14 protein-coding genes are annotated in these 15,077 nt (G+C 72.9%); 5 read left to right on the top strand and 9 right to left on the bottom strand.

Annotated elements, in window-relative coordinates; genetic code table 11:
* Positions 1–88 precede the first annotated feature (88 nt).
* The 4 genes from ACWCYO_RS16205 to ACWCYO_RS16190 form a co-directional block, all read right to left on the bottom strand.
* A complete protein-coding gene (locus ACWCYO_RS16205; protein WP_270144851.1) occupies positions 89–526 on the bottom strand; it encodes a DUF3574 domain-containing protein in 438 nt (145 codons plus the stop codon).
* A 66-nt stretch (positions 527–592) separates the two neighbouring features.
* Positions 593–1,150, bottom strand: coding sequence for a GNAT family N-acetyltransferase (locus tag ACWCYO_RS16200; protein WP_449784559.1), 558 nt, complete (start codon positions 1,148–1,150; stop codon positions 593–595).
* A gap of 79 nt (positions 1,151–1,229) precedes the next feature.
* Positions 1,230–1,517, bottom strand: a complete 288-nt coding sequence (locus ACWCYO_RS16195) for a hypothetical protein (RefSeq protein WP_449784558.1) — start codon at positions 1,515–1,517, stop codon at positions 1,230–1,232.
* A 415-nt stretch (positions 1,518–1,932) separates the two neighbouring features.
* Positions 1,933–2,409, bottom strand: coding sequence for a hypothetical protein (locus tag ACWCYO_RS16190; protein WP_449784557.1), 477 nt, complete (start codon positions 2,407–2,409; stop codon positions 1,933–1,935).
* A gap of 64 nt (positions 2,410–2,473) precedes the next feature.
* Between ACWCYO_RS16190 and ACWCYO_RS16185 the strand changes: the two genes are divergently transcribed.
* Positions 2,474–3,403 carry a helix-turn-helix transcriptional regulator gene (locus ACWCYO_RS16185; RefSeq protein ID WP_449784556.1) on the top strand — a complete coding sequence of 310 codons (930 nt, stop codon included), beginning with the start codon at positions 2,474–2,476 and terminating at the stop codon, positions 3,401–3,403.
* A 4-nt stretch (positions 3,404–3,407) separates the two neighbouring features.
* On the opposite strand, the gene ACWCYO_RS16180 is transcribed toward ACWCYO_RS16185, so the two are convergent.
* Positions 3,408–3,623, bottom strand: coding sequence for a DUF397 domain-containing protein (locus tag ACWCYO_RS16180; RefSeq protein ID WP_270144844.1), 216 nt, complete (start codon positions 3,621–3,623; stop codon positions 3,408–3,410).
* A 198-nt stretch (positions 3,624–3,821) separates the two neighbouring features.
* Between ACWCYO_RS16180 and ACWCYO_RS16175 the strand changes: the two genes are divergently transcribed.
* From ACWCYO_RS16175 to ACWCYO_RS16165, 3 genes are read left to right on the top strand one after another with little or no spacing between them, the layout of a single operon-like run.
* Positions 3,822–5,246 (top strand): TIR-like protein FxsC, encoded by a 1,425-nt coding sequence (locus ACWCYO_RS16175; protein ID WP_270144843.1) that lies wholly within the window; start codon positions 3,822–3,824, stop codon positions 5,244–5,246.
* A 51-nt stretch (positions 5,247–5,297) separates the two neighbouring features.
* Positions 5,298–9,296, top strand: a complete 3,999-nt coding sequence (gene fxsT, locus ACWCYO_RS16170; protein WP_270144841.1) for an FxSxx-COOH system tetratricopeptide repeat protein — start codon at positions 5,298–5,300, stop codon at positions 9,294–9,296.
* A 31-nt stretch (positions 9,297–9,327) separates the two neighbouring features.
* Positions 9,328–10,290 carry a 2-hydroxyacid dehydrogenase gene (locus ACWCYO_RS16165; RefSeq protein ID WP_270144839.1) on the top strand — a complete coding sequence of 321 codons (963 nt, stop codon included), beginning with the start codon at positions 9,328–9,330 and terminating at the stop codon, positions 10,288–10,290.
* Here ACWCYO_RS16165 and ACWCYO_RS16160 read toward each other — a convergent pair.
* From ACWCYO_RS16160 to ACWCYO_RS16150, 3 genes are all read right to left on the bottom strand, one after another.
* Positions 10,287–11,141, bottom strand: coding sequence for an alpha/beta fold hydrolase (locus ACWCYO_RS16160; RefSeq protein ID WP_270151063.1), 855 nt, complete (start codon positions 11,139–11,141; stop codon positions 10,287–10,289). The genes ACWCYO_RS16165 and ACWCYO_RS16160 overlap by 4 nt on opposite strands.
* A gap of 22 nt (positions 11,142–11,163) precedes the next feature.
* Positions 11,164–12,063, bottom strand: coding sequence for a DUF4231 domain-containing protein (locus ACWCYO_RS16155; protein ID WP_270144838.1), 900 nt, complete (start codon positions 12,061–12,063; stop codon positions 11,164–11,166).
* A gap of 192 nt (positions 12,064–12,255) precedes the next feature.
* Entirely contained in the window at positions 12,256–13,020 is a 765-nt protein-coding gene (locus ACWCYO_RS16150; protein ID WP_270144837.1) for a sugar isomerase domain-containing protein, read from the bottom strand.
* A 221-nt stretch (positions 13,021–13,241) separates the two neighbouring features.
* Here ACWCYO_RS16150 and ACWCYO_RS16145 point away from each other — a divergent pair, with 221 nt between their 5' ends.
* Positions 13,242–13,934: a metal-dependent transcriptional regulator gene (locus ACWCYO_RS16145; RefSeq protein ID WP_270144836.1), complete on the top strand. Its 693-nt coding sequence runs from the start codon at positions 13,242–13,244 to the stop codon at positions 13,932–13,934.
* Positions 13,935–14,352: 418 nt separating this feature from the next.
* Here ACWCYO_RS16145 and ACWCYO_RS16140 read toward each other — a convergent pair whose 3' ends face one another.
* Positions 14,353–15,054 carry a bifunctional DNA primase/polymerase gene (locus tag ACWCYO_RS16140; protein WP_449784555.1) on the bottom strand — a complete coding sequence of 234 codons (702 nt, stop codon included), beginning with the start codon at positions 15,052–15,054 and terminating at the stop codon, positions 14,353–14,355.
* Between the last annotated feature and the right edge of the window lie 23 nt (positions 15,055–15,077).

Here is a 15,077-nt window from a genome sequence, read left to right as displayed (position 1 = left end):
CCAGGGTCCGGGTTGCGCTGCGGGTGTGGGAAGGCCCGCGAGGGCAGCGTTGGCTGCCTTCGCGGGCCCGGGAGCAGTGGGGGAGCGGTTAGAACGACGTCTTGACCGGCTCGTCCACCCGGCCCACGGACTCCTGCTGGAAGCGCTGGTCGTAGGCGTGACGGATCTCCTCGACGGCGGCGCCCGCCGGCTTCGCCCTGGGGGTCGGGTACAGCAGGGTGACCAGGTAGGAGCGTTCGTGCTCGATGACGCCGAAGCGGTCCCGGTACTGGCCGCGGGCCTGCTCGACGGTGAGGCCGTCGGGGAAGCGCGGAGTGATCACCGAGTCGACGAAGGCCTGGAACTCCTGGTCCGTGACGGCGGGACCGCCGTCGGGCCGCTCGGTGCCGAAGAACAACTCGGTCCGGGCGTACGGATCGTGCGGCGCGATCGGGGTGCCCGCCGCGCCGGCGACGGGGGCGAGCGCCGCACCCGTCAGTAGTACGGCGGTGCCGGCGAGCAGCCCGGCCCAGGTTCTGGTCTCCATGATGTGAGCAACGGCCGACCGGGCTGGGGGATGCACCGGTTCAGCTGGACGGGTGATGGACGGCTATCAGCGCTGCTGCCACTCGCTCCGGGTGAGCTCGTACTCGACCTCGCCGTGTTCGGACCCGGGGATCGGATCCGGCCAGTCCTCGGTGTAGTTCCGGAGGAACGACAGGCCCGACTTCTCCATCACGCGCCGGGAGCGGGTGTTGACGGCCATGGTGTTCGCGGTGACCCGCTCGACGCCGAGGTCGGTGTAGCCCTTGTCGATCAGGGCCCGTGAGCCCTCGGTGGCGTAACCCCTGCCCCAGGCCACCCGGTTCAGCCGGTAGCCGAGCTCGACGACGGCGGGGCTGTGCTCGTCGAGGGGGCGGAACGCGAACCAGCCCAGGAAGGCCCCGGTGGCCTTCTCCTCGGCGGCCCAGAAGCCACGGGTGCCGAAACACGGGTAGTCGTGGAGGAGTCGCGGCAGGATCCGGGTTTCGATGGTCTCCCGGCTGGTCGGCTTGCCACCGTTGATGAAGCGAACGACCTCGGGGTCGTTGTCGAGCGCGAAGAGGTGGTCGGCGTCGGCTTCGGTGAACGGGCGCAGTGAGAGCCGCGTGGTCTCGAGGAAGACATGCATGTGGCGATCCTGGCTGCCGGGTGAGGGGCATGCCACTGGATATCCGCGCCCCGGCCACGGGCCGGGGCGCGGGGAGTGGTCAGGCGATGAAGTGGTCGAACTCGCCGGCCTTGGCGCCGTTGATCCAGGCGTGGAGCTTGGCGCGGGTGGTGGTGACGACGGTGGTGGGGTCGTCGGACTCGCGGAGGTGGATGCAGTCGCCGTCGGAGGCGACCGCGATCGGCCTGGAGAACCTGGACTTCACCGCCGAGACCACCCGCGAGAAGCACGGCCGCCGCAAGCGGTTCCGCCAGCTCGTCTCCGGCATCCCCACCGGCAGGCTCCGCGCCCGGCTCATCTCCATGGCCGCCGAGCTGGACCTGGTCATCGTCGCCGTGGACCCCGCCTACACCTCCCAATGGGGTGCGCAGCACTGGCAGAAGCCGCTCGCGACGCCCACCCGCAAGACCACCCGGCACGATGCCGCGAGCATCGCGATCGGGCGACGCGCCCTCGGCCACCCGATCCGGCGACGGACGGCACCGCCCCACGACGACCGGAGCGATCGTCGTGGGCATCGGACCGCCCAGGCCGGACCGGGCGTCCAGGGGCGTGAGGGAACCCGCCGCCCCGTCACGGACCGCGCACACGATGCGCGCAGCCGGCCGGAGACCACGAGAACGCGGGCGACCAGTCGGGCATCCACCACCGTTCGGGATGCACGCAGTGATCAGACCTGGGTCCAAGACTCACTCCTGATCACTTAACTGGAACGGTGTACCGGCGCAGTTCGACGATGAGGCTCATCCGCCGAGCCCGCCCAGGGGCGGACCGGTGCGGGTGAAGTCCATGGTCCAGTTGAGTTCCCAGGTGCGGCCCTCGTCGGCGGAGAACTCCTGCTCCCAGCGGGCGGTGTCCGGGCCGAGCCGGTGCCAGGTGAAGTGCACCCGGATCGGGCGGCCGTCGAGGGTGTCGTCGCCGTGGAAGTCGCCGCGCTCGCCGGTGAAGCCGCCGATCACCGGGGGGTACAGCAGACCGGTCCGGCTGTCGGACCAGTAGATCGACCACTGCTCGGTCGCGCGGTCGAACAGCCGCAGGGTAGCGCCCCGGCGGTCGAAGGTGGGGAAGACGATCTCGTCGATGTTGCCGGCGCCCTCGAAGAGCGGCCGACACACCGTGTGGCCGGGGAACTCCTCCCAGGTGCCGCCGCCGGTGAGCGGTGCGGTGAGGCGGCGGTTGGCGACGTTCCAGGAGCCGTGAAAGAAGTCGAAGTCGTTCATGCGCCGCAGGTTAGGGGCGCTCCACTGACATCCTCTGTCAGTGGAGAACGGGATACTCGACGGCATGCGCGCGAGTCGGCTGGTGAACCTGCTCCTGCTCCTCCAGAACCGCGGCCGGATGACCGCCCAGCAGCTGGCCGGGGAGCTGGAGGTCTCGGTCCGGACGGTCTACCGGGACGTCGAGGCGCTCGCCGCCGCCGGGATCCCGCTGTACGGCGAGGCCGGGCACGCGGGCGGCTACCGGCTGGTCGACGGCTACCGGACCCGCCTCACCGGGCTGACGGCCGACGAGGCGCAGGCCGCCTTCCTCGCCGCGCTCCCGGGCACCGCCGCCGAACTCGGCCTCGGCGAGGCGCTCGCCACCGCCCAGCTCAAACTCCGCGCCGCCCTCCCGGCCGAGCTGCGCGAGCACGCCGGACGGATCCAGGAGCGCTTCCTGCTCGACGCCCCCGGCTGGTACGGCGACGCCGACGAGACCCCGCACCTGGCCGCGGTCGCCACCGCCGTGTGGACCCGACGGGCGGTGGTGCTGCGCTACCGGCGCTGGCGGGCGCCGGAGGAGATCGAGCGGCGGGTGGAGCCGTACGGGCTGGTGCTCAAGGCGGGCCGCTGGTACCTGGTCGCCGGCGGGCCGTCCGGGACGCGCACCTACCGGGTCGACCAGATCGTCGAAGTCGGCGATTCGGCGGGCGAGTTCGCCGTACCGGACGGCTTCGACCTGGCTGCCCACTGGCGGACGTACCTGGAGGACTTCCGAGCCCGGCTGCACACCGGCGAGGCGCTGGTGCGGCTGACCCCGGAGGGCGCCCGCCGCCTCGGAGTGACACCCACAACGGGCGGCTGGACCCAGGCCCGGGTGCCGATCGAGTCGGTCGACCACGCCCACGGGGAGTTCCTGCGGCTCGGCGCCGACGTCGAGGTCCTGGAACCGGCCGAACTGCGCGACCGCATCGCCGCGACCGTCCGGACCCTGGCCGCCCGCTACCGGAGCTGAGGGCTCAGAGGCCGACGAAGTGGTCGAACTCGCCGTCCTTGGCGCCCAGGATCCAGGCGTTGAGCTTGACGCGCGTGGTGGTGACGACCAGCTCGGGGTTGTCGGACTCGCGGATGTAGACGAACTCGCCCTCGGAGGCGATCTCCAGGTAGTTGGCCTCGTCCTCGCTGAAGCTCGACCTCTGCCAGTCGAGCTGCTCCATGCGCTCCATGGGCTCCATGCGTACCCCTCCTGATCGTTCACAACGGCCGCAACGAGGGTACTGCTCGACGAAAGGGCGCAGCGGCATCGTTTCGGTCATGTCAATTCGTGCGAGACGTTGTGCTATTCCATTGGGGTGTCAGTCGTTCCTACACTGAGACCCCGCCGCACGGGGGCTGCGGGAACCAGGTTGCCGACGGGCCCGGGGGAGGCACGTGTGACTGACCGGGGCTGGGACGAGGACGAGGCCCGGCCGTACTTCTTCCTCTCCTACGCGCACACCCCCAAGTCCGGTGCGCGCGGTGCCGGCGACCCGAACCACTGGGTACGGCAGCTGTACCGGGACCTCTGCGAGGCGGTGCTGCAGCTCACCACCGTCCCGGCCGGGGTGCCGGTCGGGTTCATGGACGAGTCCATGCACCAGGGCGAGTTGTGGGCCGATCGGCTGTCCGAGGAACTGGCGAGCTGCCGGGTGTTCGTGCCGCTGTACTCACCCCGGTACTTCAACAGCGTTCCGTGCGGCCAGGAGTGGCACGCCTTCACCCGCCGCCCGGTGTATCCGGCGACCATCGACGCCGAGCGCACCAGCGGCATCGTCCCGGTGCTGTGGGCGCCGATGAGCCGCTACCGGCTGCCCAAGGTGGCCAGTGAACTCCAGTTCAACCACGCGGGGTTCGGGCCGGACTACGCCACCGAGGGCCTGTACGCGCTGATGAAGCTCAGCTACTTCCGGGCCGCGTACGAGCTGGCCGTGCACCGGCTGGCCGCGCGGATCGTGCAGGTCGCGGAGGAGACGGTGATCCCGGTCGGGCGCCGGCTGGACTTCAACTCGCTGCCCAGCGCCTTCAACGTGACCGCTCCGACCAAGCAGCTGCGGATCTCCGTACTCACCTACCACCAGGGCGAGTTGCCGCCCGATCGCAACCCCGACTTCTACGGCTCCCGGCGCACCGACTGGCACCCCTACCGCCCGGCCGGGTCGCCGATCGCCCAGCACGCGGTGCGCCTGGCCCGGCAGTTGGGGTTCCAGCCGACCGTGCACGAGTTCGACGACGAGGTGGAGTCGATCATCGAGGGCAACGCCGAGGCCCCCGGACTGCTGCTGCTGGACCGGTGGGCGCTGCGCGACCCGCACCGGCGCGAGCTGGTCCGCCGCTTCGACCGCTGCGACGCCACCTGGGTGAGCGTGCTGGAGCCGTGGAACAGCGACGACCCCGAGTGCGACGGCGGCGGCCGTGAACTGGTCGAGCTCAGCGACCAGACGCTGCGGATCACCCGGCGGGCCGGCCGCCCGAGCTTCCTCGGGGTGACCGGCCCGACCGGGCTGAACACCCTGGAGGACTTCGACGACGCGTTGCCCCGGGCGGCGATGAAGGCCAAGTACGCCTTCGAGGGCCGCACCAGGGCCGAACCGGAGGAGCCGCCGGCGCCCCGGCCGAGCCTGCGGGAGGCCTTCCGGCGCGGACCGGCGGCGTACGGGCCGGACGGCTTCGGCGGACACCGGCCGGAGTCCTACGGACCGGACCCCTTCGACCGCGACGACGATCCCGACGACGACGCGGACGACAACCGCGACAACCGCGACGACGACCACCGCGACGCCCGTAACGACGACCACCGCGACACCCGCGACGAACCGTGACGACGGCGATGACCCCGATATTGGGATGGCGCCCTTGGGAGGACCGAATCGATGAGTGACAACACCACCAGGAACCTCCGCGTCGGCGCCGCCGAGCTGGCCGCCGCGCGCGAGGCCGCCCGGCGGGCCGCGGAGCAGGACCGCCAGGGCCGGATCATCACCTTCTACTCCTACAAGGGCGGCACCGGCCGCACCATGGCCCTGGCCAACACCGCCTGGATCCTCGCCGCCAACGGCTTCCGGGTGCTCACCGTGGACTGGGACCTGGAGGCGCCCGGCCTCGCCAAGTTCTTCCACCCCTTCCTCGACCCGGCCTCCCTCGCCGGCACCACCGGGATGATGGACCTCATCGCCGAGTACCGCGAGGAGGCGCTGCGCCCGGTCGAGCACGCCGAGGGCTGGCACCTGGACTTCGCCCGGGTCCACCCGCACGCGCTGTCGCTGTCCTGGCCGCACTTCCCGGCCGGCGGCAGCCTGGACTTCCTCTCCGCGGGCCAGTTCAACCGTGACTACTCCGAGGCCGTCACCCACCTCGACTGGGACATCTTCTACGACCGCTTCGACGGCGGGCAGTTCTTCGACGCGCTCAAGGCCGACATGGCCAAGCGGTACGACTACGTGCTGATCGACTCCCGCACCGGCCTGTCCGACATCGCCGAGATCTGCACCGTCCAGATGCCCGACGACCTGGTGGTCTGCTTCACCCTCAGCGACCAGTCCATCGACGGCGCCTCCCGGATCGCCCAGCACATCCACGACCGCTACCGCGACCGCGGCATCCGCATCCTGCCCGTCCCGATGCGCATCGACGAGGGCGAGAAGGAGAAGGCCGACGCCGGCCGCGCCCTCGCCCGGGTCCGCTTCGACGGCCTGCCCGCGGGCCTGAGCGGCGAGGAACTCGCCGGCTACTGGGGCTCGGTGGAGATCCCGTACCGGCCGTTCTACGCCTACGAGGAGATCCTCGCGACCTTCGGCGACCAGACCGGCACCCCCACCTCGATGCTGGCCGCCTGCGAACGGCTCACCTCGATGATCACCGAGGGCCGGGTCACCGGACTGCCGCCGGTGGACGAGGAGGTGCGGCTGCGCTACGTGGACGCCTTCACCCGCCGCCGCCCCTCCGTCCCCGCGGACCTCTACCTGTCCTACGTGCCCGAGGACCGGATGTGGGCGGACTGGATCGAGTCGGTGCTGACCCGGGCCGGCTTCCGGGTGCTGCCGCGCGACCTCAGCGCCGGCACCGACCCGCGCGAGGAGACCGAGCGCGGCATCGACTCCGCCTACCGCACCGTCGCCGTGCTCTCGCCCGCCTACCAGCGCTCCCCGCAGGCCCGTGCACTGTGGGAGTCGGTGGTCAACTCCGACCCCTCCGGCACCCGGCGCCAGCTGCTGCCGGTGCGCGTCGGCGACGTCCGGCTCACCGCGCCGTTCAGCAACCGCAACCCGGTCGACCTGGTCGGCCGCGACGAGGCGCAGTCCGTGCAGAGCCTGCTGCGCGCCCTGGGCCGCGGCGACGCCCCGCTCGACGACGCCCCGAGCGGCGGCCCGCGCTTCCCCGGCAGCAAGCCCTCGGTCTGGGACGTGCCGCCGCGCAACCCCTCCTTCACCGGCCGCGCCGCCGTCCTCGAGCAGCTGCGCAACCAGCTGCGCGGCGGGATGGCGGCCGTGCTGCCCACCCCGCAGACCCTGTACGGGCTCGGCGGCGTCGGCAAGACCCAGGTCGCCCTGGAGTACGCCCACCGGTTCATGTCCGACTACGACCTGGTCTGGTGGATCGACGCCGAGCAGACCGAACTGGTGGCCCCCGCGCTCGCCGAACTCGCCCGCCGGCTCGGCCTGCGGGTCGGCGACTCGGTCACCGAGGCCGCCGAGGCCGCCCGGGAGGCGCTGCGCCGCGGCGTGCCCACCTCGCGCTGGCTGCTGATCTTCGACAACGCCGACGAGCCCGGCGAGATCCGCCGCTTCTTCCCCGGCGGCTCCGGCCACATCCTGGTCACCTCCCGCAACCAGGCCTGGACCGGGCACGCCGAGGCGCTGGAGGTCGACGTCTTCACCCGCGGCGAGAGCGTCGAGCACCTGTGCCGGCGAGCCCGCAGCCTCTCCCGGGCGGACGCCGACCGGGTCGCCGAGGCCGTCGGCGACCTGCCGCTGGCCGTCGAGGTGGCCGCCGCCTGGCTCGACACCACCGGCACCCCGGTGGACACCTACGTCACCCAGCTGCACGCCGAGGCCGCCCGCGCCCTCGCCGTCGACCACCCCACCGACTACCCGACCCCGGTCGCCGCGACCTGGAACGTGTCGATCGGACGGCTGCGCCAGCAGTCCCCGGCCGCCGTGCGGCTGCTGCAGCTGTGCGCCTTCTTCGCGCCCGAGCCGATCTCGATGAACCTCTTCTACAGCGACCAGATGATCCGGGCGCTGGTGAAGTACGACGCCGACCTCAGCGACAAGTTCATGCTCGGCAAGGTCATCCAGGCGATCGGCCGGTACGCGCTGGCCAAGGTCGACGCCGGCAGCAACAGCTTCCAGGTGCACCGGCTCGTCCAGGCGGTCATCCGGGCCGGGATGAACGACGAGGAGCAGGAGGTCGCAGTCCACGAGGTGCACCGCATCCTCACCGGCGCCCGGCCCGTCCTCGGCGACACCGACGACCCGGCCAACTGGCCCGCCTTCGACGAGATCTGGCCCCACCTGTCGCCCTCCAAGGCGCACAACTGCGACGAGGCCGACACCCGCCAGCTGCTCATCGACCGGGTCCGCTACCTGTGGAAGCGCGGCGAACTCGACCGCGCCCGCGACCTCGGCCACGCCCTGGACACCGAGTGGACCAGCAAGCTCGGCGAGGACGACCGGCAGACCCTGCTGCTGCGCTTCCAGCTCGCCAACGTGCTGCGCTCCCAGGGAAGTTACGCCGAGGCGCTGGCGCTGGACGAAGCCACCCTGGAGCGCCAGCGGGCGCTGCTGGGCGAGCACCACCCGTACACCCTGATGACGGCCGGCTCGCTCGGCGCCGACCGCCGGGCGCTCGGCCGCTTCCAGGCCGCGCTCGACCTCGACCGTGAAATCCTCGACCAGTTCCGCGAGTTGTTCGGGGACGACAACCCGCGCACCCTCTCCATGGCGAACAACCTGGCGATCGACTACCGCCTCGTCGGTGAGAGCGAGGCCGCCCGCGAACTCGACCAGGAGACCCTGGACCGGCGCACCGCCGTGCTCGGGCCCAAGCACCCGTACACCCTCATCACCAAGTCCGCCCTCGCCCGGGACCTGCGCGAACTCGGCGACTACCGCGGCTCGGCCGACCTGCTCCAGGAAGTCACCGCGGACTTCGGCGACGGGCTGGATCCGGGCCTGCCGGAGAGCCTGCGCAACGCCAAGTCACTGGCCGTCTCACTGCGCCGGATGGGCCAGCTCGCCGACGCCCGCCGGATCACCAAGGAGACCTACGAGCGCTACCTGGAACGCTACGGCGCCGACGCCCCCGACGCGCTGGCCTGTGCGCTCAACCTGGCCGCCGACCACAGTGCCTTCGGTGACAAGGAGGCCGCCCGCGACCTGTGCGCCACCGTCTACGACGGCCACCGGCGGCTGTTCGGCGACGAGCACCCGTTCACCCTGGCCTGCGCCAACAACCTCGGCATCTACCTGCGCGGCAGCGGCGACGTCCAGGGCGCCATCGACACCGGCCGGGCCACCGTCGAGGGCCTGACCCGATCCGTCGGGCCGGACCATCCGTACACCCTCAACGCGATGATCAACCTGGCCAACGCCTACGGCGACGACGGCCAGACCGGACTCGCCGAGGAGCTCGGCCGCGCCGCGTACGCGGGCCTGTGCGCGCGCTACTCCCCGCAGCACCCGGACGCGGTGGCCTGCGAGGCCAACCTGGCGGTCACCCTGCGCGCGGCCGGCCGGCACACCCAGGCCGCCGAACTGCGCGCCCGGGCGATCTCCGAGCTGATCCGGCAGTTCGGCGAGGAGCACCCCAACACGGTGTCCGCGCGCGGCTGGAAGCGGATCAACCGCGACCTGGAGCCGCAGCCGGTGTGACCGGCGCAGGGGCGGGGTAGCCTGCGGAACCATGGATACCCCGCCCCCGGTCCTGGTCACCCGACGCCCCGCACCCGGCGTCCTCGACCGGCTCACCGCCCGGTACGCCGTCACCTGCCGCGAGAGCGACCAGGGGCTGGACCGGGCCGAACTGCTCGCCGCCGTACGCGGCCGCCGGGCCGTGCTCACCACCCTGAACGACCGGGTCGACGCCGAGTTCCTGGAGGCGGCGGGCCCGCAACTGGAGATCGTCGCCAACCACGCGGTCGGCTACCACAACATCGACCTCGCGGCCTGCGCCGAACGCGGCGTGGTGGTCACCAACACCCCCGGCGTGCTCACCAACGCCACCGCCGAGACCGCCTGGGCACTGCTGCTGGCCGCCGCCCGCAGGCTCGGCGAGGGCGAGCGGCTGCTGCGCTCCGGCACGCCCTGGACCTGGGGGCCCAACTTCCTGCTCGGCCTGGAACTGGCCGGCACCCCGCTCGGCGTGCTCGGCATGGGCCGGATCGGGCAGTCGGTGGCCCGCCGGGCCCGCGCCTTCGACATGCCGGTCAGCTACCACAACCGCAGCGAACTGCCGCCCGAGCAGGCCGACGGCGCCGAGTGGAAGCCGCTGGAGGAGCTGCTCGCCACCTCCACCGTGCTGGTCGTCACCTGCCCGTGCACCGACGAGACCCGGCACCTGCTGGACGCCCGTCGGCTGGCCATGCTGCCGCCCGGGGCGGTGGTGGTCAGCATGACCGCCGGCGTGGTGGACGAGGAGGCACTGGCCGCCGCGCTCGAGTCCGGGGCGCTGTTCGCCGCCGCCGTGGACAACTTCGAGCACGAGCCGGACGTCCCGTCCGCGCTGCTCGCCCAGGAGCGCGCGGTGCTGGTCCCGCACCTGGGCAGCGCCACCGTGCGGACCCGGCAGGCGATGGGCGGCCTGGCGGTGGACAACATCCTCGCCGTGCTCGGTGGTGCCGAGCCGCTGACCCCGGTGAAGGCCTAACCCGCCGCCCAGGCCAGGGCCGTGGTCATCACCCGGAACGCCCCGAAGTGCGCGGCGCCGGGCTCCAGGAAGAGCTCGGCGCCCGGGATGTGGTCGGCCAGCCAGCGGGAGTGGTCGACCGGCGAGAACTGGTCGTCCGCGCCGTGCCACAACCAGGTCGGCACCCCGATCGACCCGAGCTCGAAGCCCCAGTCGGCGGTGAACGCCAGCACGTCGTCGATCCAGCCGTCCGCGCCGTGCCGGAACGCCTCCCGGTAGTTGCTCTGCAGCATCCGCCGCAGCCCGCTGTCCGCCACCACCTCCCGGTCGGCCGGCGAGAGTTCGGTGCGCAGCCCGTTCAGCAGCCGGACCGGGTCGTCCTTGATCTGCCGGGAGCGGAACTCCATCGCGTCGGCGATCCGGCCGTGCCCGCGCTCCGCCTCCCGGTAGGCGCGGACGTTGGACGGGGTCATCCCCGCGTACCAGTCCAGGCCGGTCGCGTTGCGCGGCGCCAGCCCCACCAGCACCGCCACCCGACTGACCCGCTCCGGCAGCAGCGCCGCGCAGGCCAGCGCGTGCGGGCCGCCGCCGGAACGGCCCAGCACGGCGAAGCCGTCCAGCCCCAACTCGTCGGCGATGGTGCGCACATCGGCCGCCGCGTGGGACACCCGGCGGCCGAACAGGCGGGTGGAATCGCCGTAGCCGGGCCGGTCGTACGAGATCAGCCGCACCCCCAGCCGGTACAGCACGGTGCTGCGCGGGTGCGGGCCGACCCGGCTGCCGGGCATGCCGTGCAGCAGGAACACCGGACGGCCGCGCGGGTCGCCGAGGGACTCGACGGCGAGGGCGCGGCCGTCCGCCGTTTTGACCATCCGTAACGCCACGCGTTCCTCCTCAGTGCTCCCGGTCGGTGGTGGTGCGCACCTCCCGGCGGGCCTGCCAGGTGGTGTGCTCGCGGGACACCGCGTCCTCGGCGTCCCGGGCCAGCCGGGCCCAGATCTCCTCGGCGTCCGTCGACTCCAGGTCCAGCCGGGTGAGTTGGAGGCGGATCAGCTCCAGCTCCTCGGCCGCCAGGCCGTACGCGGCGGCCAGCGGGCGGTACTGGCGCAGCTGCGCCCAGGCCGTCACCGAGGCGGCCACCGCCGAGACCGTGCCCAGCGCGTCGTAGGTGAACGCGCCGAGCGCCCGCAGCACCGCCAGCGCCAGGCCCAGCGCCGGCAGCAGCACGCCCAGCACGCCGGTCCAGTACCCGGCGCGGGCGCAGTAGCGGGCCTTGTCGCGGTACCAGTCGTGCTGCACCCGGATCCGCTCGTTCAGGTACACCTCGCGGCGCACCGCCAGCGGCTGCCCGCGCAGGTCCCGCATGGCCTCGGTGATCTCGACACCGGCCGCCGGCACGGCCACCGGGCCGTTCCGGAAGGCCCCCAGCACCCGGGTGAGCTGGAAGCGGTACAGCCCCTCGGCGTCCGGCAGGCTGCGCGGCGGCGGCCGGTAGGCGTCCGCCCGGACGGCGAACTTCCAGGCCAGCGTCTTCACCGACTCGGCGGCCGCCCGGCCCTCGTACCACAGGCCCTGCGGGTTCTGCCGGCTGATCACCACCGCCAGCGCCATCGCGCCCAGGTAGGCCGCGGCGGCCGACCAGGCCCACGGCTCGCCGTCGGCCGAGCCGGTCGCGGCGGCGACCAGCAGCAGCGCCAGCTCCCAGGCGGAGAGCAGCACCGAGCGGCGCTGGCCGCGCAGCGAGGCCGCGTCGGCTGCCCAGAAGAACTCGGGCAGCAGCTCCCGCTCGCTCACCCAGGCGGTCCGTCCCGCACCAGACGCCATGCTCGGCCCCCACCCGTCGCTCCGGTCCCTCCGCTCTCCTGCCCCGGGCGGCTCGCCGGTACGCCTGGCGCGGGCCCGGGTGGTCGGCAATGGCCGGGAAGGCGCGGTGGATTGTCCGGTACGTTCCGTGGCCGTCCGGGCACGTGCCGTCATGACGAGCCGTCAGTAGGTGTAGAGGACGCGCTCGGCGTTCTCGGCCATCTGCTTGGCGTTCCACTCGGTGCCCCCCGGGACGTTGCCGGAGCGGAACAGCGGCGGCGCGGGGGCGTCCCCGGCGGCGGCCCGGTCCGCCAGCCGGCCGACCGCCGAGGCGACCACGGCCTGCATCAGCGCGCTGGTGACGACGGTGGAGACCGGGCCGAAGGAGGTCTCGGCGCCCGGGTGGGTCAGCTCGCCGTCGCCGACCGCGACCTTGCTGTCCAGCACCACGTCGCAGTGGTCCTTCAGGTAGGTGCCGGACGGGTGCGCCGGGGGCACCTCGCCCGGGTAGGCCAGCGAGGTCACCCCGATCACCTTCAGCCCGCGGTCCCGGGCGTACCGGGCCAGCTCGACCGGCATCACCTGGCGGCCGGACAGCGAGATCAGGAACAGCAGGTCCCCGCTGGTCGCCGGGGTCAGGTCCAGGGTCGCGGTGGCGAGCCCGGAGACCCGCTCCAGCGCGCTGGCCAGCGGCGCGGGCATCGTCGTCACCCCGGCCATCCCGGGCACGTTCAGCAGGTTCATCGGGACCAGCCCGCCGGCCCGGTAGACCACGTCCTGGGCCGGCAGCGAGGAGTGCCCGGCGCCGAAGGTGAAGACCCGGCGGCCCTCGGCGATCGCCTCGGCCAGCAGGGCGGCCGCCGCCTCGATGCTGTCGGCCTCCTCCTCGCGGACCCGGTTCAGGTGGGCGATCGCGGCGTCGAAGTACCTGCCGACCAGGTCGTTCATCGGTTGCCTTCGCTCTCTGCCGGTGAGGGAGCCGGCCGGGTGGGGCGGCCGGGGTGGTCCAGACCGCCAGTGGAGAAAGCTACGGCGAGCACGGTCGCGCCCCGGCGGCACCGCTGTCAACAGCAACGAAAACCGGTACCGGAAGCCCCCGGGCGGGCCCGGTTGTCGGTGCGGTACGTCAGAATTGGCGGTGAGGACACCGAAGAACGGAGCCAGCGGCGATGTCTGGGCTGATCGACACCACTGAGATGTACCTTCGCACCATCCTGGAGTTGGAGGAAGAGGGCATCGTCCCGATGCGCGCCCGGATCGCGGAGCGCCTGGAACAGAGCGGCCCCACGGTCAGCCAGACGGTCGGCCGGATGGAGCGCGACGGGCTGCTCCAGGTCGCCGGGGACCGCCACCTCGAGCTCACCGAGGAGGGCCGCCGGCTCGCCGTGCGCGTCATGCGCAAGCACCGCATCGCCGAGTGCCTGCTCGTCGACGTGATCGGCCTGGAGTGGGAGCAGGTGCACGAGGAGGCCTGCCGCTGGGAGCACGTGATGAGCGAGACGGTCGAGCGCAAGGTGCTCGCCATGCTCGGCCACCCGACCCAGTCCCCGTACGGCAACCCGATCCCGGGCCTGGACGAGCTGGGCGACACCAAGGCCGAGGGCGAGGGCTTCGACGCCGCGCTCGTCCCGCTGGACGCCGTCAAGCCGGGCGAGACCGGGGCGGACGTGGTGGTCCGCCGGATCGGCGAGCCGATCCAGACCGACAGCGCGCTGATGAGCACCCTGCGCCGGGCCGGCGTCCGGCCGGGCTCCACGGTCAAGGTGACCACCGGCGTCGGCGGCGTGCTGGTCGGCACCGGGGAGCACGCGGCGGAGCTGGGCAAGGACATCGCCCAGCACGTGTTCGTCGCCCAGGCCTGAGGCCCGCGCCCACCGATCCCGCCGCCGGCGTCCGTACGACGGTCAGGGCCCGCTGCTCCCCGTGCAGCGGGCCCTTCCCGTCCTCCCCGGCTCCCTCCCGTTCCCCTCCTCCCTCCCGCTCCCTCCCGTTCCCCTCCACCGCCTCGCCCGGCTTCCCCGTCCGAGCGACCCTTCCGGCGTCCCCTCGCACCGGAGATCATCCCCTCGGCCGATCATGGCAATCCTTGAGCGCTGTCACTCGTACGAGGGGCTTTCCCGGTCGGCCAGCGGGTAGACCCAGGCCTTATCCGCACATGCGTGTGACGGGCCCCGCCTCCGGTGGGAGACAAGGCCCGTCACTCGCGCGCGTTGTGTCGCGCGGTGCTCGCCCTCACCCGGTCGGCGCAGGGCGGCAGGCTCCGGGGGATCTGCGGCGGGGTCAGACCCCGGCGGGCTGGGCGGCCTGGAGCTGGGCGGGCGCGTCGCGGCCGCAGGCGTACGCGAGCGGGCTGATCAGCTCGGCGGCGTCCGGCAGCCAGCGGTTGGACTCGGAGGGGGAACGGGCCCACTGGGCGTAGCCGATGGAGCCGATCCGCGACGGCGGGGCGACCGTCCAGTCCCCCTCGCCGCGGGCGACCAGGTCCAGCCGCCCGGGCGGCCAGCCCAGCTTGCGGAGCATCTCCGGCAGCTTGGCCGCGACCCCGGGCAGCACCAGGAAGTGCAGCCGCCGCCCGACCCGCCCCGGCGAGCTCGGCAGCACCACGACCGGGCCGAGCTGGAGGTCCATCCGCTCCATCCGGGCCAGCGCCAGGCACCCGGCCGTCTCCGGCACGTCCAGGACGTCGAAGGACCGGCCGGTCGGCAGCAGGATCGAGGCCCTGGGCCGTTCGGTCCACCAGCGCCGCACCGCGCCCGGTCCGGCACTCGCCTTGCGGGCCCAGTCCGCGTCCATCGGGTGGGCGCCCGGCAGCGCGCAGCGCGGGTCGCCGCAGGAGCAGCGGGCGGGGCCGTCGCCGTCGATCAGCCAGGTGCCCGGGGCCACTTCCCAGTGGCGGTTCTCGGCGTAGCCGACGGCTTCGATCAGCAGCGGGGGCAGGCCGGCGTTCTTGTCCTGGCCGGGAGCGTCGGGGATGTCTTCCACGGGCTGCTCAACTACCGTGCGTG

This window comes from Kitasatospora sp. NPDC001683, from assembly GCF_053596495.1.
The sequence above is the reverse complement of the archived record's forward strand: the minus strand, read 5'-3'. Positions and strand labels throughout refer to the sequence as shown.